We start from the raw sequence: 21,453 nt of genomic DNA, 5'->3' as shown, positions 1-21,453 counted from the left end.
TCTAGTTTATTCTTCATCTTCTTCAATTGTTAATAGAACTGTTAGTGCACCAATGTCTGGAATCGTAACAGGGAGTACAAAGGCTTTTTCAAAGCCATATAATTTCGTGTTCCCAACCATGACAGTCGGTGGTGTAATATCAATTTCAATATTTTGTTGTCCGACAGTCGTACATAAATTACCTGCAATCATGTTTCCAAACTCACCTGTAAAGGATTCTAACATTTCTCCTTCAAGCGGCATACCAAACATGGTGTTGCCAATGCCACTAAATATTTCAGGTGAGGAATCAATGATAACACGGCCCTTTAAATCTCCAATGAGCCCAATTAATACGCCCATTTGTTGCTGTTGAAAGGGTTCAGAAATAATACTTGGCGATTTCACCTGGATGTCCATAGGTAGTATCGATTTTAACGCATGGATTGTCCCGTTTAAAATAGTTTGAAAGTACTTCGAATTACTCATCATTACCGCATCCTTTTTCCGACTTTTCTACATCTTACCATGTTGAAAGGGTAAGATGAAAGTATGTCTTGACGAAATTGGATGAAATTTATATTATATTAGTGAGAATGATTTTCATAGTCAATCAATTAAAATTACAACTTACTTCGGAGTAATTCTTTAGTCCTGATTTCAGGTGAAAAGGAGCGGTCAACAATGACATTCGTATTCATTGGTGCAGCAGTGGCTATTTATATTGGTGTGGGGAAATACGTCATGAAACAGGCGACTGCACATTTAAAATAGTAAAGTTTACATTTTAGCTATTGCGATATAAGATAATTATTTTAATAAAGGTGAGTATGACACAAAGTTTCTTTTGAGTCATACTCTTTTTTTGTGGTTTTTGGCCTGAATCTCCTTCGTAACACTATCGGTATAACGACCAATCCCGTATATTTTTGCACTTGGCAATGTATAAGTACCGAGAGATGGAAGCGACACTAACTTACTCATCTGTAAGTATTTTACGTTACCCCCAATGGGTGGCACTTGATATAATATCAGAAGTGACAGACGAAATTGTGTATGATGAGAAATTAAATTCATGTATTCAGGCTCATATGTTATTCAATCAGGCAATTATCGAGGCGGCTGTCTCGACACCAGTCAATAAACAAAATCAAAATGGGCGGATGATCAAACAACGTCCAATAGAAATCTAGGTGAATAAAATGACAAAAATATTATTAACAGGGTTTGTGCCATTTCTTGACTATACAATGAATCCAACAATGCAAATTGTAGAAGCGTTGGATGGAACGGTAATGGATGATTATGAGATTACTGGAGGCATATTGTCTGTAGATTTTCAGCAATCTGCCCAGCAGTTGAAACAATATATAGCTGATATTGAGCCCCAAATCATCATTTCATTAGGATTAGCTGGAGGGCGTTTTAAGATTACACCAGAACGAATTGCGATTAATGTTAAAGATGGTGAGGCTGATAATAATGGTTATACACCAGTGGACGAAAGCATTCATGACGGTGGAGTCGATGCCTATCTAACGAATTTGCCTATCCGTAATATGGTGAACCGTTTACACAATGAAGGATATCCTGCCGAAATTTCAAATACAGCAGGTACCTATTTATGTAATAATATTATGTATGAAGGGCTTCGTTACGCAAAGCAAAATGAAGGCGTTCTTGCTGGATTTATTCATATTCCTGCTTCATTTGATTTGGCCATTCAGCATGGCAAAATACCAGGATGGAATATTCAAGATTTAATCACTAGTATCGAGATCTGTATCAAGGAGACAATTTGTGCTGCAAATGATTGATTTTCCTCATACAATGTGGATTAGCCAATACACAGTTCGTTTTGCATTTAATGAGGACATATCCCAAGAGAATTTTCAAATAGTTCAAAAATTTGATCGGTTTCTGAAAAAAAATCTACAGCACAAGCTAGTTGAAACGGTTGCTAGCTATCACACAGTTACGGCGTATATAAATCAGAAAATTGATATGAAAGTTTTACAAAAGCAATGGCTTGTTATGCAAATGTCCACAACAGACGAAGACGTAGCAAGTCGTCATTTACAAATTCCAATTTGCTATGATGAAGAATTTGCCTTAGATATGCAACGTGTTATGGATTCTACGTGCTTATCGTATGAAGAGGTAAAAGCACTGCACATGTCTAAGGCATACCTTGTGTATTTAATTGGATTCTTACCGGGATTTCCTTATTTGGGTGATCTACATGAACAATTGTTTGTACCACGTTTGAAGAAACCAAGAAAATCAGTATCTGCAAGCTCAGTCGGCATAGGTGGTTCACAGACAGGGATTTATCCGCTCGATTCACCTGGTGGTTGGAATATTATTGGCAAAACGCCATTTACTTTATTTGATGTACATGAGCAAAAGAGCTTTTTATTTTCTCTTGGGGATCAAGTACGGTTTTATGAAATAACAAAGCAGGAGTTTATAGAAATAAAAAGCAAAGGAGTGTAGCAATTGAAGCCACTTCTTATGGTGAAAAAGCAAGGGGTATATGGGAGCTTGCAAGACCAAGGGAGATACGGCTATCGGGCATACGGTATTCCTCTATCTGGACCTATGGATAAAGTGTCATTCCAAGCAGCACAGTATATTTTAAATAACGACAAAAACCAAACTTCATGTGAATTGTTTATTGGTGGGTTTGAATTTGAGGCTTTAAATGTGGGCACTTATGTATTAACAGGTGCAAAAAGTGAATGTTGCGTGAATGATACTCCTGTTGAAATGTGGAAGTCTTTTCAATTAGCACAGGGAGATAAATTAACGATAAAAAATGTCAGTGCTGGCTCGATCGTTTATCTAACGCCTAAAGGCGGATTTCAAACAGCGCAAATACTTGCCAGTAGTTCGTGTTTTCCCTTAGGAAGTATAGGCGAAATAGTAAGGAGAGGTAGCATTTTGTATGGGCAAGGAACTGAGTCATCTGAGTCAATGCCATTTACAAGGGGCCTATATGCACCATTTCGCCCAACCTTTAAAAACGCCATTACAGTAAGCGTTTTTAAAGGACCTCATTTTGATTTATTTACAGAAGAGAGTCAACAACAATTATTGCAGGGTTCATTCCAATTTACAGGTGGAAATCGGATGGGCTATTATTTGAAAGGTTCTGTACTGCAGCTGAAGGAAAAGAAAGATATCCTGTCAGAGGCGACACAATTTGGGACAATACAAGTGCCACAAAATGGGGAACCAATTGTATTAATGGCAGATGCACAAACGGTTGGTGGCTATCCAATAATTGCAACAGTTCATGAAGATGATTTACATAAAATTGCCCAAATGCGTGTGTTTAACACCGTGAAATTTGCACTAATGGAGGGATAGGTATGCCATTTGATATAAATTGTGATATGGGTGAAAGCAACGATTCTTTTATAAGGGGCAATGATGAAGCGATTTTAGATTATGTGACGTCCATTAATATCGCATGCGGCTATCATGCTGGTAATCATACAATTATGCATCGTACGGTAAGAAATGCCATACGAAAAAATGTCCATATTGGCGCACACCCCGGCTATCCGGATCTCGAGGGATTTGGTCGCCGTAATAGGGAGTTTAGTGCAGAGGAAATTTACAATATGGTTGTTTATCAAATAGGAGCATTACAAGCTTTTGTCACTGTAGAAAATGGAACACTACATCATGTCAAGCCGCACGGGGCGCTCTACAATCAAAGTGCCAATGATATCGAAAAGGCAAAAGCAATTGTGAAGGCGGTATTTGACGTAAACCCTGCATATATTTTATATTGCTTGTCCGGCAGTAAAATGGCCACTATTGCAAAAGAACAAGGATTACTTGTTTACGAGGAGGCTTTTGCAGATCGCAATTATAATGATGACGGTACATTAGTGAGTAGACTTGAACCAAATGCGCTCATTCAGACAGAGGAGGAAATGCTTGTACACGTCAAAGGTATTTTCACGGCAAATGAGGTAATGTCTGTGCAGCAAAAAAAAATCAAAATCTCCGCCCAAACACTGTGTATACACGGAGATGGCCCACATGCACTCGCCTATGCAAAAAAAATACATGGGCTGAATGGTCAAACAGGAAATTAGAAAACGGTAGGCTTAAAAAATTATTAAAGGAAATGACAGCTATACTTATACATGTAGCAAGTAATCCAAACTGGTTGGAGCGCTAAAAAGACCTTGTGAGGAAAAAGTTAAAGAACAGTCGACTTTTACTGCACGCACCATGTCATTTAATCCGTTGATTATGGGCGGGACCTACGCTAAGGGTCTTCTATTTTGTTATTTATTGGTACACAGTTAAAGCCTGCGTAGACTTATGCGTTCATAGCTGTCAACTTTAGATTTACAATATGGTTATATTTGGATATATTTAGGTAAATTGAAGGTATTTAAAGGCTGACAGTCACTTGTGATCTTGGACTAAGTCTTTAAATGCCTTCTCTTTTTATGCTTAGCTCGTAAAATCTCTGTAGCGCTACTCCGGATGCCGACCATCTCACTAATTTCTATTTCCTTCTCTTCCCAAATGAAATTTAATATTCAACTTAATTTACCAACGCAAGTGATATCATTCAAAATTTGGCGGGCACAAACCCACTCAGAGAGATTGGATATATCAATCGGAATGCCTGCTAAATCACGTACCACTTGTTTAGCGCCTTTCCTGATTTATGGGCCGATGCATTGTTATATCTATACAGTAAATAGTTGTTCTAATGGAGTAGTTGTAACGTCAATCAATATACTTTCTTTATATGTAAATATGTATTCATAGTTGCTTGTTTCATCCAGCATTTTCGGTAAGTAATATTTTAAATCCGCTATTCCTACATTTTGAGGATGAAAAATCCATGATAGTTCTTTCCAATCGAGAATGCCTTCTGCGACTTTAATCGGTGTCACATAATGATAGGACTCTGGCAACTCTGCAATAAAGGCATACATACAGCCAAAATTGGTGAGTCCATCAGTCCATGTTATTTTTCCTTTGCATGTAATATCCTTCAGTACGATGCCCGTTTCTTCCTTAATTTCTCGCAAAGCACCAGCTAGTGGCGTTTCGTTTTTTTCAATCTTTCCACCCACACCATTCCAAGCCCCCATCCATTCAGGAAAATCCCTATTTAGCAATAATATTTGTTCGCCCTTCTTAAGAAAACAAATCGTAAATTCTACCAATTCCATTCCTCCTTTTGTTTAGCAAAGCGAAAAAAATCAAACATCTGAATGTGGTGGATTCCAGCCATTAACCTGTCTTTACTTATTCGCTTTACAAACTAATAATGCATTATCGATAATTTCGTCTAGCTCTGCATTAATTTTTACTCTAGTTAAAAGAAATGTAAATAAAAAAATAGTCACACAACCCACCCATAGAGGGAATTAAAAGCAATCATGAAGTCAATGAATGATAAAATCTAACATTTTGATGTTCAAAGTAAACAAAAAGTTATTGACTTAATTATCAGAAAAGTGCATAATTTGTTCAAAGTGAACAAATGATTTTTGGGTACAGAAAGGGAAAATAATATGACACCTTTAAAAAGAAAGAAAAAAATTATAGATGAAATTCAGAAAAAAGGCAGGGTAGAAATTTTAGAATTAGTAGAGATGCTTGGTGTGTCTGCCATGACAATTCGTCGGGATTTAGATGAACTTGAAAAACATAAAAAGCTTATACGAACACACGGCGGTGCAACACATGGTCAAACTATTATGACAGAAGTAAGTTACAATCAAAAACTATCTGAAGCACGTTCACAAAAAATAGAAATTGCAGAAAAAGCAGTATCACTTGTTAAAGAAGACATGAAAGTTTTTTTAGATTCTGGCACAACCAATTTAGAAATTGCACGCCAGTTAAAATCAAGGCAACCCCTAACGATTGTAACAAACGATATTATAATTGCTGCTGAATTGATGGATAGTGAGCACGAATTAGTATTACTCGGTGGCATTGTTCAAAAAAATGTAGGCGCTGTGTTCGGTGTAGCAGCTGATGAAATGTTGCGCAATATTCATTTAGATATCGCTTTTATAGGTGCGCATGCAGTACATGTAAATTTAGGAATCATGTCGACAACCTTTGAAAAGGCTTCTTTGAAAAAGCGTGTTATTGACGCTTCTGAATCAGTTTATCTGGTAGTCGATTCTAGTAAGTTCGAAAAGAAAGCGTTTGCAAAAATTGCTAAAGTAGACAGCGTAACAGGAATTATTACGGATCATCTTTTGCCAGATGATATCAAAGAGCTTTACAAGGAATATTCAATATTCATAGAGGATGTGAGTTAATGAAAATCGGCGTAATTGCAGATGATCTAACAGGGGCAAATGCAACAGGTGTGTGTTTAACAAAAAAGGCTTTTCGTAGTGCAACTGTAGTATTCGGTGGGGAGATTCCTAAAAACAGCTCGCTTAATGCATTATGTTTCGATACGGATAGTCGTTATGTGCAACCACAAATGGCTGCGCAGCGCGTACTACATGTTCAAAAGCAGCTAGATATGTGGGGAGCAGATGTTATTGCTAAACGTATTGATAGTACTATGCGTGGGAATTTGGGTAGTGAGATTGATGCATTATTAGATATTAAAGCAAATCGAATTGCTATTGTTATTGTGACGTACCCCGACTCTGGTCGTTCCGTAACAGGTGGTTATTTATTAGTAGATGGGATTCCTGTTGAAAAAACGGATGTCGCAAAAGATCCGATGAATCCAATTACGGATTCACATGTACCGTCTATTTTACAAAAGCAAAGCCATCATAGAGTTACCCATATAACATTATCATGTGTGTTACAAGGACAACTAGCATTACGTGAACAACTAGCACAACATATCGAAGGAGGCAGTCGAATTATCGTTATAGATGCCATATCGAATGAAGATATTGATGTAATTGCTGAGGCAATGGCGTCTATTAAAAATTTCGAGTTAATGCCAGTCGACCCTGGTCCTCTAACAGCGGCATATGGCTATGCCAAGACGGCACAATCTGTTAAAAATAATAAAATTATCGTAACAGTAGGGAGTATTACCTCATTAACAGGTTGCCAGTTACAATACGTAATTGATAAACGCAATGCCAAACCAGTTTACGTAAATCCTCGACAACTGGCCTCCGTTTCATCTAGCTGGGACGAGGAAATTGCACGTGCTACAGCGGAAGCGTTTGAAAAGTTACTAAGTGAAGATGTATTAATGATTACAACATATTCACCACGTACAGAAAAGCTAGATTTATATACGCTTGCAAAAGAACAAAATGTCCCAGAAGAAATATTAGCAAAACGTATAACAGAGGGCTTAGCTATGGTGACAAATCAAGTTGTACAACATGCTAAATCTAGTATTAGCGGTTCGTTTTCAAGCGGAGGTGACGTTACAGCTGCGATTTGTGCAATTAGTGGTGCCGAAGCAATTCAACTATATGACGAAGTGCTACCACGGGCAGCATTTGGGCGATTTATCGGGGGTACATTCGATGGGATCCCTGTCGTAACAAAAGGCGGAACAGTTGGTGACAAGCATTCGATTGATGAGTGCATTAAATATTTAATAAATAAAAAGGAAGAAGGTCGAGTAGCAATATGACAACCACTATTAGAGAAATTATCGCTATTCCAATGGGCGATGCAGCCGGGATTGGGCCAGAAATTACTGTGAAATCTTTAGCGAAGGAGGAAATTTATACAATGTGCAAGCCGTTAGTAGTCGGTGATGCAGGAATTATTCAAAAAGCCATCGACGTAACGGGCGTACAATTGTCAGTCAATGTTGTAGTCACACCATTAGATGGTAAATATAAATTCGGTACAATTGATATCATCGATTTAGCAAACGTCGATTTGGATGCATTTGAACCAGGTCAAGTATCTGCTCAAAATGGTAGGGCATCCTTTGAATTTATTAAAAAATCAGTAGAACTAGCAATGAATGGTGAGGTGAAAGCTTTAGCAACGACACCGATTAATAAAGAATCATTAAAAGCTGGAAAAGTGCAGTATATCGGGCATACAGAAATGCTTGAAGACTTAGCACAATCCAAAGATCCATTAACAATGTTTCAAGTAAAGGGGATGCGTATTTTCTTCTTAACACGCCATTTATCTGTTGCGGATGCGATTAAACAAATGACAAAAGAACGTGTATACGATTACTTAGTGCGTTGTGACAAAGCATTAGCACGTTTAGGTGTTGAAAGTCGTAAATTTGCAGTAGCGGGCTTAAACCCACATGCTGGTGAAGGGGGGTTATTCGGGATGGAGGAAGTAGAAGAAATCAAACCAGGCATTGAATTAGCAGTCGCTGCTGGTATCGATGCCGTTGGACCTGTTCCGGCAGACTCTGTTTTTTATCAAGCACTAAATGGTCGCTATGATGCTGTTCTGTCTTTATATCACGACCAAGGACATATCGCTGCAAAAATGACGGACTTCCACCGTACAATTTCAATTACAAATGGCTTACCGTTTTTACGTACATCTGTAGATCACGGAACAGCATTTGATATTGCTTGGAAAAATATAGCTTCGGAAGTAAGTATGTATGAATGTATCAAACTTGCTGCTGAATATGCACCGAAATTTACAAGAGAATCACTTTGATTAGAGATAAATGAGGGAATATACTTTTCCTCTTTTTTCTTACACAAAAATGAAAGGGGTTACAAAATGACAACAGAAACAACGATTTTACTAGGGCTTATTATTGGAGTAATCTTATTAGTATTTCTTGTTGTGAAGACAAAGATTCATGTCTTTTTAGCATTAATTATTTCTGCAGCAATTACTGGAATTATTGGCGGCATGGCACCAAAAGCTGTTTCAGATGCGATAGTTAGTGGATTTGGTAGTACGCTAGGTTCAATAGGTATCGTTATTGGTTTTGGCGTAATGATGGGACGTATATTAGAAGTATCAGGAGCAGCAGAACGATTAGCTTATGAATTGATTCGTTTTGTTGGTAGAAAAAAAGAAGAATGGGCGATGGCTTTGGCGGGCTACATCGTGGCAATCCCAATCTTCGTAGATTCTACATTTATTATTTTAACACCATTAATTAAATCTGTCGCACGAAACACTGGTAAATCTGTAGTAGCTATCGGCATTCCATTAGCAATTGGTGCAGCGGCAACGCACCATGCGGTTCCCCCTACACCTGGTCCATTAGGGGTTGCAGGGATTTTCAATGTCGATGTTGGACAAATGATTATTTATGGATTAATTTTTGCTGTACCGATTATGCTTGTCGGGATTTTCTATGGGAAATGGCTTGGTAAGCGCATCAATCAAATTCCAAACGAAGATGGTACGGATTGGATTCGACAAGACGAAGAATATACGTATCAAGATTTTGTTAAATTATCCGATGAACGTAATAAAGAATTACCATCATTGTTCCGTTCGATTTTTCCAATCCTATTACCAATCGTTTTAATTTTCTTAAATACAACGTTATCAGCTTTTAAAATCACTGGTGGCATTTTTGACTATTTAATCTTCTTAGGTCAACCAATTATTGCAGTTGGTTTAGCGGTAATTGCTTCGATTTATACATTAGCTAGTCACTGGAATCGTAAAGAAGTATTAGGTCGTTTAGAAGAAGGTATGAATAGTGCTGGGGTTATATTATTAATTACTGGTGCGGGAGGAGCGTTTGGTTTCGTATTACGTGAAAGTGGTGCAGGCGATTATATCGGTACTTCAGTAGCCTCTCTTCCACTGCCAGCTGTCTTAATTCCATTCATTATCGCTTCACTTGTTCGCTTAATTCAAGGAAGTGGTACTGTTGCTATGATTACAGCCGCTTCAATTTCAGCACCAATTTTAATGGCTATTCCAGATGTTAACATGGTATTAGCTGCACAAGCTGCTGCATTAGGTGCTATGGTGTTCTCATACTTTAGCGATACATTATTCTGGGTTGTAAATCGTTCGCTTGGAATTACAGACACGAAAGAGCAAATTATGGTATGGTCTGTACCAACAACTTTAGCTTGGCTAGTATCGTTGGTTATGATTTTAGTTACAGATATTATTCTATAAATAACAGTAACACAGCATGGCTGTGTCGAGTGAAAGTAAATAAACGAAAATAAAAACCGGAAAACCTTTCTATGCCGTTGCAAATTTATAAAACGTAATTTTAAAACAAGCGTACCTTTACAAAAGCTCGAAGCAGATACACTCAGTGTTTGTTTATCTGAGGGATGCACACTGCACAGTAATCAAGGTTCAGTGTACATATCTTATCGAAATCAAAAGATATCGAAAAAAAGGGCATAATCATGAGCATATCCCGTAAAGGTACGCATGCTGATAATATCCCCATTTAATCGTATCGTTCAGCAAAAGAAATACTACAACGGCAATCGTAGAACAAACTATCAAAGTTTATTAAAAGTATTATAACTATATTTGAATATAAGCGAAACTAAACAACCGGTCGCCGGTACAATACCGACAACTGGTTGGATGAATGCTTTACCTTTTGTCTTTTATATCGGGACAGTCCTTTGGTCACTGACCAACTTTTCCTACTTCAATCGCTACGTTCCACTCACACTTTTGTTGCGAATATAATTCTAGAGGCAGCAATTAATTTCCGTTATCTATCCATTTGTAGGAAACCAAGGTTACCTTCTGGACGTTAAAGTTCCTCATGTTTGATTTGTGTGAATCGTTCATTCTGCTCACAATGTGCAAGAAGCTTAGTGGTTTCTTTATATGATTGTTATCAATCCGCATAACTAAACCCTAATGTTCTTGCATGTTAAGTTGTCGTCACGAACTCTACAGCCTCTACAACTAATGGCGTTCCAGCAGAAATAAGGCCTGTAACCGTGTTAAAGGTTAACTCGCTTGCAGAAATTGTATACGAATCCCCCTCTTGTAAGACACCATTTACATAAAAATTATAGTAACCATTCGTTACGATAGGAAAGGTAGTTGCAGCAACTCCACTATCATTTAGGAAGGCAGTAGCAGGGATAGTGGTACCGTCAGCGACTGTTAAAGTTGTTGCTAATATATTAAAAAACCTTGTCGAAGACCCAGTCACATTGACATTAATATTAATAATGGAAAGTGGCATTTTTTCACCTCCTTTCATAGTGGTTGCACGTCATGTAGTTGTGAATCCGAGTGACTCCACGATAATCGGAGTTCCTGCATAAATGGTTGTAGCATAAGGATTTAATGTTAAGGAATTTGCCGTTACTGTGTAAATTCCACCTTCTTGCATGACAGCGTTGATGTAAAGATTAACGTAGCCATTTGGGCGGAAAATCATAAATTCAGTCACTTGGTTGCCATCATCACCGTAAAATAAATTCGCAGGAATGGTTACGCCATTCGTTAAATCAATATCTGCCACTGGAAGATAAAAATATCGATTTACTGTGGGGATGATATTTCCTTCAGCGTTATTCACTGGGGGAGGGGTGCTTATGCATGCAGAGTTCGCCGCCTTTATCCGCTGCATGCAAGGCATTCTATCTTCACATGGATGTTCTTCTATTTCCCTCCATATTTTCATGTGCCTTTTTTGTTTTTCCATAGGTTAATCACTTCCTTCCTCTTCTTTATAAGCACAACAATGTATGGTTTTCTTGAAGCGTTTTCCTGTAAGGGTGAGGAACATCTGTCTTGAGTGCGCTAACAAATCTATCGGACAAAAATATTCATTAACTTACACTATGATGGAATCTCTTGTATGATTGGTTGTACATCCAAACTTTAAAGATTTTCCTACCAAATCCTACTTTTTTATGCAGTATCTTGTATGGAAGGAAATACGAATATTGCGCCTGAAACCTTGATATATATGCTTTTTAAAGTAAATTAGTGTTATACTTTGAATGTCGAATAAGGTAGAATACTAAATATGAATAACTAAAGGGTAAAGGAGTTACAGTTTTTATGAAAGAATTTGAACAACAACTTGAGGGGCTTTTAAAGCAAGCTTCGTTACAATACATAATATATCAGCATAATGGTGATACAGAGCGCATGGAGAAAACATCGCTTTTTGCACGGAAATTGCAACAGAAAGAATATGTCATTGGCTTTGCAGGCCATTTCTCAGCAGGTAAATCGAGCATGATTAATGCATTATCTGGCGAAGATTTATTGGCTTCCAGTCCGATTCCGACGAGTGCCAATATCGTAAAAGTCCATAAATCGGATGAGGATTTTGCAATTGTTTATATGCACAATGAAAAGCCTGTAAAATTTGAGGCAGGGTATGATTTTAAAACGGTAAAAGAGCTAAGTAAGAATGGTGATTTGGTATCACAAATTGAGATTGGCCACAGCACTTCGACATTACCAGTTGGCGTAACCGTTATGGATACACCTGGTGTTGACTCGACAGATGATGCACACCGTATGTCTACAGAATCAGCTCTTCATATTGCTGATATTGTATTTTATACAATGGACTACAATCACGTTCAATCCGAGTTGAACTTTCAATTTACCAAGCAATTAATGAAATACAATCCGAATGTCTATTTAATCGTCAATATGATTGATAAGCATAAGGAAAATGAATTGAGCTTCGAGGAGTTTAAGGCCACGGTCCATCACTCCTTTTCTGCATGGGGTGTAGAGCCAAGGGGCGTATTTTTCACGTCTTTGAGAGAGCCTGAACATCCAAATAATGATTTTGAAGCTGTCAAAAAAATCGTGATGGATAGCATGAATGATTGGCAGGATCAGCTTGTGCAAACAGCAACCAATACGCTGCGTTTATTGCAAAGCGAGCATGACAATTATTTAATAGAAGAAAGACAAGATCGATTAGATTTAGATGAAGACATTTTAAGCGCAGATGATTGGGCAAGCCATCAGGATATTTTAGAGCAATATAATAAGTTGAATCGCCAGGTAGAATTATTCTCAATCGAGGCATGGAACGAAACGTTTGAAGAAGAACGCAAGGAGCTACTTGCGAATGCAGCCATTATGCCGGCAGATTTACGTGACAAATTACGTCTTTATCTAGAAAGTAAGCAGGAAGGTTTTAAGGTAGGTGGCTTATTTACGGCCAAGAAAAAAACTGAGGAAGAGCGTAACCGTCGTAAAGGTGATGCATTTAGTAGCTATCAAAAAGTGGTCCATGCACAAATAACTGGGCATTTAAAAGGACTGATGAAAAAGGCGTTAAAGGATGTAGGCGCCTTAGGTGAAGAGCGTGCGGCGGCTATAGATGCTTATGTGTTTGATTTGCCATTTTCACTCATTGAACAGCAAGTGCAAATCGGTGCGATCTTGACAGGGGATGCTGTGTTGAACTTTGCTAACCGCGTAGCAGAGGCGACAAAACGCTATTATATTCAGGAAACGGATAAGTGGAAAGATACGCAAGCTACTACGTTAGAAGCGGTCGCTACAGAAACAGCCGCACCAGCGAAATTAAAAATGGCTGGCATGCAAGATAAAGTAGACGCTATCAATGCGGTATTAGAAATCGAAAGTTACCAACAATATAGTGCGGGTGTCATGCATCAGGCAAGCAATGAAATTCGTAAGGAAGCGAATAACCAGCTGGCTTTCTGGGACAAAGCTTTTGAACAGGCATTAGCCGAAATTCGATTATTTGATGAATCGATGTTAAAACCAAAAGAAGTAGCACTTCAGGAGGAAGAAATACAGCAAGCTACTAGTGCCACTAGCTTACCAATCGATGGTGTGATTAAACGTGCACTGCATACTGCAAATGCAGTCAAAGAGGTACAGGGCTTTGCCGAAGTGGCGAGTTATTTAGAAAATAAAGTGGAACGATTACAGAAAAAAGATTTTACCATTGCATTATTCGGTGCGTTTAGTGCAGGGAAATCGTCCTTCTCGAATGCATTAATGGGAGCGAAGGTATTACCTGTATCACCAAATCCAACAACAGCAGCCATCAATAAAATTCGCCCTGTCACTCCAGAACATCCCCATGAAACGGCAGATGTCCAGTTAAAGACAGCTGCACAAATGTTAGAGGATATTCAGAGCTCTTATGCTGCAATCGGCTTATCGGTTTCTTCACTAGATGAAGCCCTAAATCGTGCAGATGAAGGCCTTGCAGTGCAGCTATCAGATGAACGACTTAACGTTCATAAATCATTTATTCGTGCCTACAAGGAAGGCTACCCAACATTTAAAACGGAGCTTGGCAAAGTGTTACGTGTCGAGCGCGAAGAATTTGAAAAATTTGTTGCGCAAGAAAACAAATCTTGCTTTGTTGATAATATCGATTTCTATTATGATAGCCCGCTGACACGTATGGGCGTGACATTAGTCGATACACCAGGAGCAGATTCCATTAATGCACGTCATACAGGCGTTGCGTTTGAATATATTCGTAATGCAGATGCTATTTTATTTATTACGTACTATAATCATGCGTTTGCCAAGGCAGACCGTGAGTTTTTAATCCAGCTAGGGCGTGTGAAGGATGCCTTTGAGCTCGATAAGATGTTCTTTATCGTCAATGCCATTGATCTGGCGACAACAGATGAAGAGCAGGAAGATGTAAAAGGCTATGTACGTTCAGAACTACAACGTTTTGGCATTCGTTTCCCACGTCTTTATGGCGTATCCAGCTTAATGGCCTTGAAGGAAAAAGTAGAGGGCGCTGATTTTGCATCAGGCATGCCGCCATTTGAGGAGAACTTCCATACCTTCTTAAATGACGAGCTGAGTGCATTGGCAGTGCAAGCACTGGCGGAGGAAGTAGACAAAACAGAACAACGTTTAGGTGATTTAATTGCGCAAACAGAAGATAACTTAAAGCGTAAGGATGAGCGATTAGCCGAGCTGACAACACTTGAACAGCACATAAAATCGAAATTGAGTGCGCTGAATACAAGCATGATGGAAAGTGAGACCAAGCAGGAATTAGATGAATTACTGTATTACGTCTTACAGCGTGTCTACTATCGCTATCCAGAGTTCTTTAAGGAAGGCTACAATCCGTCTACCTTTGCGGCGATGCCAGCACAGCAAGCATTAGAGCATGCATTAAAAGAAGTACTGCAAAGTCTACGTTTTGACTTTACACAGGAAATGCGTGTAACGAACTTCCGTTTAGCGCAGTTCATTAGCAAGAAGATGCAATTACGCTTTAAAGATGAAGTACGTGATCTGAAAGAATTGAATCGTAGCTTCTCATTTTTAGCCTTTGAAACATCTGAGCCCGATTTACTTAACTTTGAAGGACCTTTTGCAGAAATAGCGAAATATACAGGAGTGAAGTCTCACTTCCGCAATCAAAAGGCTTTCTTTGAGAAGAATGAAAAAATGAAGTTAAGTGAAGCGTTGGAAGCATTAACAAAGCCAGATGCACAAAACTATTTAGATGGTCAAAAGGTCTCGCTGATGACATGGGCCATTACCTTTATCGGTGAGGAAGCAGAGCGATTACGTCTGCACATTTACCACCAGGCATTAGAGCAAATTGCGACAGAGCGACTTGCGTTACAAGAGGAAAGCCGTCTAGCATCATGGAAATCAATTTACGCACAATTACAATACGCATGAGGTGATTCAAATGGGAAAAGTATTCAAAACAGTTGAGGAAATTCAGATTGATGGCGTCCGTTTTGTGGATGCACGTTTTGATTTACAGCACAAAGAAGCGGGCAAACTATTATTTGAAGAAGGGCATGTACCCGGTGCTATTTTTGTGGACTTAGAGCATGATTTATCGGATATGGAGAGTAGCAATGGCCGTCATCCAATGCCAAGTAAGGAAAAGTTAGCGTCTGTTTTTCAAGGGCTAGGTTTACGTTATGAGGATGAGATTGTTGTCTATGATCAGGGCGCATCCCCCTTCGCACCGCGAGCTTGGTGGATGCTAACGTACGCGGGCTTCCCAAACGTTGTGATTGTCAACGGTGGTGTGGCTGCTCTTGAGAAGAAAATAACGTTCACGAAGGATATTGTAAAATACCCACCAACTACGATTGAATTTAATTGGCAAGATCACCTATATGCGCCACGTGAAGCAGTTAAAGCCATTGTAGATGGTGATGTTCAAGCAACACTGTTAGATGCACGTGCCGCAGCCCGTTATCGTGGGGAAGTGGAGCCACTGGATCTGGTAGCAGGGCATATTCCCACTGCCAAAAATTTTGACTGGGAGCACTTGAAATCAGAAGGTACACTCCAAGCAAATGATGCGCTCCGTGCGAAAGTTGCACGTGACGAGCACGTGGTCGTATACTGTGGCAGTGGTGTCACAGCCTCTCCATTGTATGCCGTGTTGGCAGATGAAGGCTATGAAAATATTCAACTCTATACAGGCAGCTTTAGCGACTGGATTACAACGTACGATGTAGAAAAAGGCACAAACGAATAACAGATTAAACGAAACGCTCACCTCGGTGGGCGTTTTTTTCTGTAGGCAGAGGTTGAGAGAAGTGAAGGAAAGAATCGCGGAAGTGGCGGAAAGAATCGCGAAAGTGAAGGAAAGAACCGCGGGAGTGACGGATAGAACCGCGGAAGTGGCGGATAGAATCGCGGGAGTGACGGATAGAACCGCGGAAGTGGCGGATAGAATCGTGGAAGTGAAGGAAAGAATCGCGAAAGTGGCAGATAGAACCGCGGGAGTGACGGATAGAACCGCGGAAGTGGCAGATAGAACCGCGGAAGTGGCAGATAGAACCGCGGAAGTGGCGGATAGAATCGCGGAAGTGAAGGAAAGAACCGCGAAACTGACGGATAACACCCCCCACCCCCTACAACAAAGTTACGTACTTCTGAAAATGACTCGTCATTCATTTTGTGCTACACTCTTTTTACAAAGGGAAAAGGGGGAGAAAAGGTGTATAAACTAGAGAAAAGCATTGATATTGAACAGAATCAGGGTGTGCAATGTGCGCATGGCAAGGTAGCCGTTCAGGGAATCGGTATGAGTGTTTATTGTTTCTTTGTGGACGGTTTACTAATCGATACGGGTTCTAACTCGCTGGCGCAGGAATTTCAATCATTTTTTAATGAGCTAACAATGGAACAGGTAGCGCTGACACATGCACATGAAGATCATTCAGGAAATGCCGCATGGATTCAGCAGCAAAAAGATGTGCCGATTTATGTTCATAGTGATTCTGTCGGCATTTGTGCAGAGGATGGAGATTATCCATTGTATCGACAGGCTTTGTGGGGGGAGCGTCCAGCCTTTGTGGCCCAGCCGTTTGGTGACACACTGCAAACGAAATCCACTACATGGGATATTATCTCGACACCTGGACATACAACAGACCATCTATCGTTTTACAATCGCGCAACCGGTGCCATGTTTACAGGGGATTTGTATATCCAGACGAAAACGAAGGTTGTGCTAGATGAAGAAAACATCGTACATACCCTGGCATCGTTAAAAAAACTATTACACTACGATTTTGAAACGATTTATTGCTGTCATGCCGGCTTTTTAGTAGATGGTCGCACGAAAATACAAGAAAAAATAGCGTACTTAGAGGAATTAGAGGGCGAGGTACGAAAGCATTATGACCAAGGCCATTCAGTCGATGAAATAACAAAAGCGATCTTTCCCCGCAATTACCCAATCACCAAAGCTTCAGGTGAACAGTGGTCTTCAAAACATATTATCACAGCCTTCACAAAACACTTTATGCAAGAGTCCTTACGCTAAGGGCTCTTTTTTTGCGTGGTTTGAGGGCGAGGAGCAGTTGTTCGCACGAGTGTAGTGAAGGACCGCTCGGGTAAACCGCTCAGGTGCTGTTGCAGAAATGCTACATTCCTAAAGGTTTCTATACAATAGTAAAAATGATTGTGAAAAAATATGGATAAATTGTGACGAAGTCAGTTGTAACAATGGATGCGCTTACATTGGTTTGTGAAATTCTTCTCATTTACTGAAGAAAAATACTATGTGAAAAGTTGAACAGGTTAAAAAGCGTTACAAGTACATTTTCGACAAGGTTATGTTGCGTTGTTGTTATATAAAAATAATAGATTGTGAAAATAATAACAAAACAAAAAAATGCTTTTTACGCTAGTTAATATGAATTAATAAAGAATACTTTGTAATTATCAGAATTTTTCGTTGACTATGTTTTCACAAAGTATTATGATTCTGGAATATAATAAAAACTCAAAGGGAAAAGGATGGGGTCCAATGGATATTATGAAAAAGGCATTAGATATGCATGCGCATTATAGTGGAAAATTAGAGGTTATTTCAAAGGTGCCGGTGCAGGATTCATATGATCTCAGCCTAGCTTACTCACCAGGTGTAGCTGCTCCATGTGTGGAGATTGAAAAAAATCCATCGTTAGTATATGACTATACGATGAAGGGCAATATGGTGGCGATTGTGTCAGATGGTACGGCAGTACTTGGCTTAGGGGATATTGGGCCGAAAGCGGCGTTACCTGTAATGGAAGGAAAGGCTATTTTATTAAAGCGTTTTGCCAATGTTGATGCTTTTCCAATTTGTTTAGATACGAAAAGTACGGATGAAATCGTCAGCATTGTGAAGGCGCTTGCCCCAACATTTGGTGCTGTGAATCTAGAAGATATTTCGGCACCACGATGCTTTGAAATTGAAGACCGTCTGCGTCAGGAATGTGATATTCCTGTATTCCATGATGATCAACATGGAACAGCAATTGTCGTGGGTGCAGGCATGATTAACGCCAATCGGATCGTGAAAAAAGATGTGGAGACAATGAAGGTTGTCATTAACGGTGCAGGTGCAGCGGGTATTGCGATCCTCAGAATTCTTGTGCAGATGGGCTATAAAAATATTTATATGTGCGATACTAAGGGACTTATTTATGAGGGGCGTACGGAAGGCATGAATCCGATAAAAGAAGCTGTTGCCCACTTAACAAATCCACAAAAAGCCCACGGTACGTTGGAGGATGCGCTAGTTGGTGCTGATGTCTTTATCGGCGTATCCGTAGCAAATTTACTGACAGAAGCGCACATTACTTCTATGAATGATAATCCAGTTGTCTTTGCACTAGCGAATCCAAATCCAGAAATTACGTATGACAATGCAAAGGCGTGGGGCGTGCGTATTATGGGGACTGGACGTTCAGATTATCCAAACCAAATCAATAATGTGCTGGCTTTCCCAGGGATTTTCCGTGGGGCACTGGATGTACGGGCGACAGATATTAATGAAGCGATGAAGCTTGCAGCAGTGGAAGCCATTGCTTCACTTGTAAGCGATGAAGAATTGAAGGAAGAATATATCGTGCCAAAATCATTAGATGAAAGAGTTGTAGCAATCGTTTCACGCGCTGTTAGTGGGGCAGCTGTTGAATCGGGCGTATCTGAGCTATTCCAGCAAACGACAGTCCTTACAGTATAAAAAATGAGTTACCTAAGAGAGGCCATCAAAGCAGATGGTCTCTCTTATTTTTTTGATCAGCAGTAAATCGCAAGTGCATCTTTGTTGTTCATGTCTTGAAAAAGCTCGAAAAATGTTGTTTTTTGTCTAATTGTATACTAAAATGAGTATTAAGTAATAATAATCTATTATATTTTATAGCCTTAATATTCATTTTTTAAAATAATGATGAATATTAATAGTCTTAAAGTACTTAAAATTAACTATTCGTTAAACGGATAAAAAGTTTTATGAGCCGGAAAAATATACTTTAAAAAGGTGTGAGTAAATTTGAAAAAATTTCGTTCCATCAAAACAAAGTTAATCATTTTCTCATTGTTCCTTTTAATTATTCCATTAGTGATTTTGGGCTATTTAAGCTATCAACAAAGTAAGGCAAGTTTAGAGACTGTCGGCAAAGAAAATTTAAAAAACAGCGTAGAAATGACTATCGGAATGATAGAATTATTAGACAAAGATATTGCGACAGGCAAGTTTTCAAGAACAGATGCACAAGAGAGAGTAAAAGTAGCGATCCTTGGTGAAAAAACGGCTGACGGTAAAAGACCACTCAATGAAAATATTAAGCTAGGTGACAACGGTTATATTTTCATACTCGATGAAGATGGGAACACACTTGCCCATCCAACTAATGAAGGGGACAATGTATGGGATGCAGTTGACAGTAAGGGAGATAAGTATATTCAAGAAGCCATTAAAGTAGGGAAAGAGGGCGGCGGTTTTGTATCTTATGAATGGCCTTTACCAAATACCGAAACACCTGCAGAGAAGAGTGTATATGCAAAAACCGATCCAAATTGGGGGTGGGTCATTGGTGCAAGTACATATATTGTAGAATTCGATCAGCCAGCAGCTCAGATATTAAAATTAACATATATTGTCATTGCAATGGCAATTGCTTTTGGGATTTTAGCTATTTGGAAATATGCAAATAGTATGGCTAAGCCAATTAACCAAGTAGCTGAAGCGATGGTTCTTTTGGCAGAAGGTGACTTAACTGGAGAAAATATTGCAATCAAATCAGCGGACGAAATTGGCAAATTAGCAAGTGCGATGAATCAAATGCACAACAAATTAACAGATATGATATACGAAATTTTGCAAGCTTCAGATTTAATTAGCCGTTCAAGTGATGAGCTAACACAAGCTGCCCATGAAGTAAAAAAGGGTACGGAACAAGTGGCATTGACGATGCAGGATTTAGGGGCTAATGCAGAAGGCCAAGCCCATCATGCGAGTGAAATAACGTCTTTAATGGAAGATTTCACTGCTGATTTACATGAAACAAATAAACACGGTGAGCATATTCACCAGGCATCCAGTGAGGTATTGAATCTTACTAATGATGGTAGTCATTTAATGATGTCTTCAACTAAACAAATGTCAAAAATCGATGACATTGTCCAAAATGCAGTAGAAAAAGTAAAAAAATTAGACGCCCAATCTCAAGAAATTTCGCAACTAGTGATTGTCATTAAAGATATAGCCGATCAAACGAATTTATTGGCATTGAATGCAGCTATTGAGGCGGCAAGAGCAGGTGAGCATGGCAAAGGCTTTGCGATTGTTGCAGATGAAGTAAAAAAACTTGCTGAACAAGTGGCCTTTTCTGTGAATGATATCACAGACATTGTGACGAATATCCAACATGACTTTGAGGTCGTAACTAGCTCATTAGAAGATGGCTATAAAGAAGTAAAACAAGGAACAGATCAAATTAACCTAACGTGTGAAACTTTTAATACCATCAGTCATTCCATTACGGATGTTGTCGAAAGCGTTCAACTGATTTCAACGAATTTATCAATAGTAGCTGAAGATGGACGTAAAATGAATAGCTCTATTCAGGAAATTGCCGCTGTCACACAACATTCAGCAGCGGCAATTGAACAAACGACAGCTACAACCGAGCAAACAAGTACGTCGATGGAAGAGATGGCAGGGAAATCTGCACAGCTAGCTGAATTAGCACTGAAGTTAAAAGAGTTCATTGCCTATTTTAAACTATAGATTGCTTACAAGCATTTACTAAAAACAATAAAATCTCCCACTCTCATTGTAGAGAG

19 protein-coding genes are annotated in these 21,453 nt (G+C 39.2%); 15 read left to right on the top strand and 4 right to left on the bottom strand.

All coding sequences use genetic code 11. From position 1 onward, the window contains the following. Positions 1-6 precede the first annotated feature (6 nt). On the bottom strand, positions 7-468 hold the full coding sequence (locus tag ACOMCU_RS13585) for a chemotaxis protein CheX (RefSeq protein ID WP_010858960.1): 462 nt from the start codon (positions 466-468) through the stop codon (positions 7-9). A 470-nt stretch (positions 469-938) separates the two neighbouring features. Between ACOMCU_RS13585 and ACOMCU_RS13580 the strand changes: the two genes are divergently transcribed. Genes ACOMCU_RS13580 through ACOMCU_RS13560 form a run of 5 tightly spaced genes read left to right on the top strand, consistent with a single transcriptional unit; the run spans position 939 to position 4,091 of the window. After that, positions 939-1,172 carry a hypothetical protein gene (locus ACOMCU_RS13580; protein WP_010858962.1) on the top strand — a complete coding sequence of 78 codons (234 nt, stop codon included), beginning with the start codon at positions 939-941 and terminating at the stop codon, positions 1,170-1,172. Between the two features lie 9 nt (positions 1,173-1,181). Further along, entirely contained in the window at positions 1,182-1,796 is a 615-nt protein-coding gene (locus ACOMCU_RS13575; RefSeq protein ID WP_010858963.1) for a pyroglutamyl-peptidase I, read from the top strand. Then, complete coding sequence (pxpB, locus tag ACOMCU_RS13570) at positions 1,789-2,475, top strand: 5-oxoprolinase subunit PxpB (protein ID WP_421050518.1); 687 nt, start codon at positions 1,789-1,791, stop codon at positions 2,473-2,475. Before ACOMCU_RS13575 ends, pxpB begins: the two co-directional genes overlap by 8 nt. A gap of 3 nt (positions 2,476-2,478) precedes the next feature. After that, complete coding sequence (locus tag ACOMCU_RS13565) at positions 2,479-3,351, top strand: biotin-dependent carboxyltransferase family protein (protein ID WP_421050494.1); 873 nt, start codon at positions 2,479-2,481, stop codon at positions 3,349-3,351. Positions 3,352-3,353: 2 nt separating this feature from the next. Then, positions 3,354-4,091 (top strand): 5-oxoprolinase subunit PxpA, encoded by a 738-nt coding sequence (locus tag ACOMCU_RS13560; RefSeq protein WP_421050493.1) that lies wholly within the window; start codon positions 3,354-3,356, stop codon positions 4,089-4,091. Between the two features lie 609 nt (positions 4,092-4,700). On the opposite strand, the gene ACOMCU_RS13555 is transcribed toward ACOMCU_RS13560, so the two are convergent. Then, complete coding sequence (locus tag ACOMCU_RS13555) at positions 4,701-5,186, bottom strand: NUDIX hydrolase (RefSeq protein ID WP_421050492.1); 486 nt, start codon at positions 5,184-5,186, stop codon at positions 4,701-4,703. A 351-nt stretch (positions 5,187-5,537) separates the two neighbouring features. Here ACOMCU_RS13555 and ACOMCU_RS13550 point away from each other — a divergent pair, with 351 nt between their 5' ends. From ACOMCU_RS13550 to ACOMCU_RS13535, 4 genes are all read left to right on the top strand, one after another. Further along, entirely contained in the window at positions 5,538-6,299 is a 762-nt protein-coding gene (locus tag ACOMCU_RS13550; RefSeq protein ID WP_421050491.1) for a DeoR/GlpR family DNA-binding transcription regulator, read from the top strand. Beyond that, positions 6,299-7,603: a four-carbon acid sugar kinase family protein gene (locus ACOMCU_RS13545; protein ID WP_421050490.1), complete on the top strand. Its 1,305-nt coding sequence runs from the start codon at positions 6,299-6,301 to the stop codon at positions 7,601-7,603. The genes ACOMCU_RS13550 and ACOMCU_RS13545 overlap by 1 nt, the downstream gene beginning before the upstream one ends. Beyond that, a complete protein-coding gene (gene pdxA / locus ACOMCU_RS13540) occupies positions 7,600-8,616 on the top strand; it encodes a 4-hydroxythreonine-4-phosphate dehydrogenase PdxA (RefSeq protein ID WP_421050489.1) in 1,017 nt (338 codons plus the stop codon). The genes ACOMCU_RS13545 and pdxA overlap by 4 nt, the downstream gene beginning before the upstream one ends. A 66-nt stretch (positions 8,617-8,682) precedes the next feature. Further along, complete coding sequence (locus tag ACOMCU_RS13535) at positions 8,683-10,056, top strand: GntP family permease (protein ID WP_421050488.1); 1,374 nt, start codon at positions 8,683-8,685, stop codon at positions 10,054-10,056. A gap of 727 nt (positions 10,057-10,783) precedes the next feature. Here the strand turns inward: ACOMCU_RS13535 and ACOMCU_RS13530 are convergent. Both ACOMCU_RS13530 and ACOMCU_RS13525 read right to left on the bottom strand, forming a co-directional pair. After that, on the bottom strand, positions 10,784-11,104 hold the full coding sequence (locus ACOMCU_RS13530; RefSeq protein ID WP_010858967.1) for a DUF4183 domain-containing protein: 321 nt from the start codon (positions 11,102-11,104) through the stop codon (positions 10,784-10,786). A 30-nt stretch (positions 11,105-11,134) separates the two neighbouring features. Then, positions 11,135-11,443, bottom strand: a complete 309-nt coding sequence (locus tag ACOMCU_RS13525) for a DUF4183 domain-containing protein (protein ID WP_230491835.1) — start codon at positions 11,441-11,443, stop codon at positions 11,135-11,137. Between the two features lie 488 nt (positions 11,444-11,931). On the opposite strand from ACOMCU_RS13525, the gene ACOMCU_RS13520 reads away from it, so the two are divergent. The 6 genes from ACOMCU_RS13520 to ACOMCU_RS13495 all read left to right on the top strand — a co-directional run bounded on the left by ACOMCU_RS13520 (position 11,932) and on the right by ACOMCU_RS13495 (position 21,397). Beyond that, positions 11,932-15,543: a dynamin family protein gene (locus tag ACOMCU_RS13520; protein WP_421050487.1), complete on the top strand. Its 3,612-nt coding sequence runs from the start codon at positions 11,932-11,934 to the stop codon at positions 15,541-15,543. Between the two features lie 10 nt (positions 15,544-15,553). Beyond that, positions 15,554-16,363, top strand: a complete 810-nt coding sequence (locus ACOMCU_RS13515) for a sulfurtransferase (RefSeq protein WP_010858971.1) — start codon at positions 15,554-15,556, stop codon at positions 16,361-16,363. Positions 16,364-16,529: 166 nt separating this feature from the next. Further along, on the top strand, positions 16,530-16,841 hold the full coding sequence (locus ACOMCU_RS13510) for a hypothetical protein (protein WP_421050486.1): 312 nt from the start codon (positions 16,530-16,532) through the stop codon (positions 16,839-16,841). After that, a complete protein-coding gene (locus ACOMCU_RS13505; protein WP_421050485.1) occupies positions 16,829-17,659 on the top strand; it encodes an MBL fold metallo-hydrolase in 831 nt (276 codons plus the stop codon). The genes ACOMCU_RS13510 and ACOMCU_RS13505 overlap by 13 nt, the downstream gene beginning before the upstream one ends. Before the next feature lie 486 nt (positions 17,660-18,145). Further along, positions 18,146-19,348 (top strand): NAD(P)-dependent malic enzyme, encoded by a 1,203-nt coding sequence (locus ACOMCU_RS13500; protein ID WP_421050484.1) that lies wholly within the window; start codon positions 18,146-18,148, stop codon positions 19,346-19,348. A gap of 309 nt (positions 19,349-19,657) precedes the next feature. Next, entirely contained in the window at positions 19,658-21,397 is a 1,740-nt protein-coding gene (locus ACOMCU_RS13495; protein WP_421050483.1) for a methyl-accepting chemotaxis protein, read from the top strand. The last annotated feature ends 56 nt before the right edge of the window (positions 21,398-21,453 follow it).

It is taken from the genome of Lysinibacillus sp. UGB7, assembly GCF_049058285.1.
Lineage (GTDB): Bacteria > Bacillota > Bacilli > Bacillales_A > Planococcaceae > Lysinibacillus > Lysinibacillus sphaericus_B.
The sequence above is the reverse complement of the archived record's forward strand: the minus strand, read 5'-3'. Positions and strand labels throughout refer to the sequence as shown.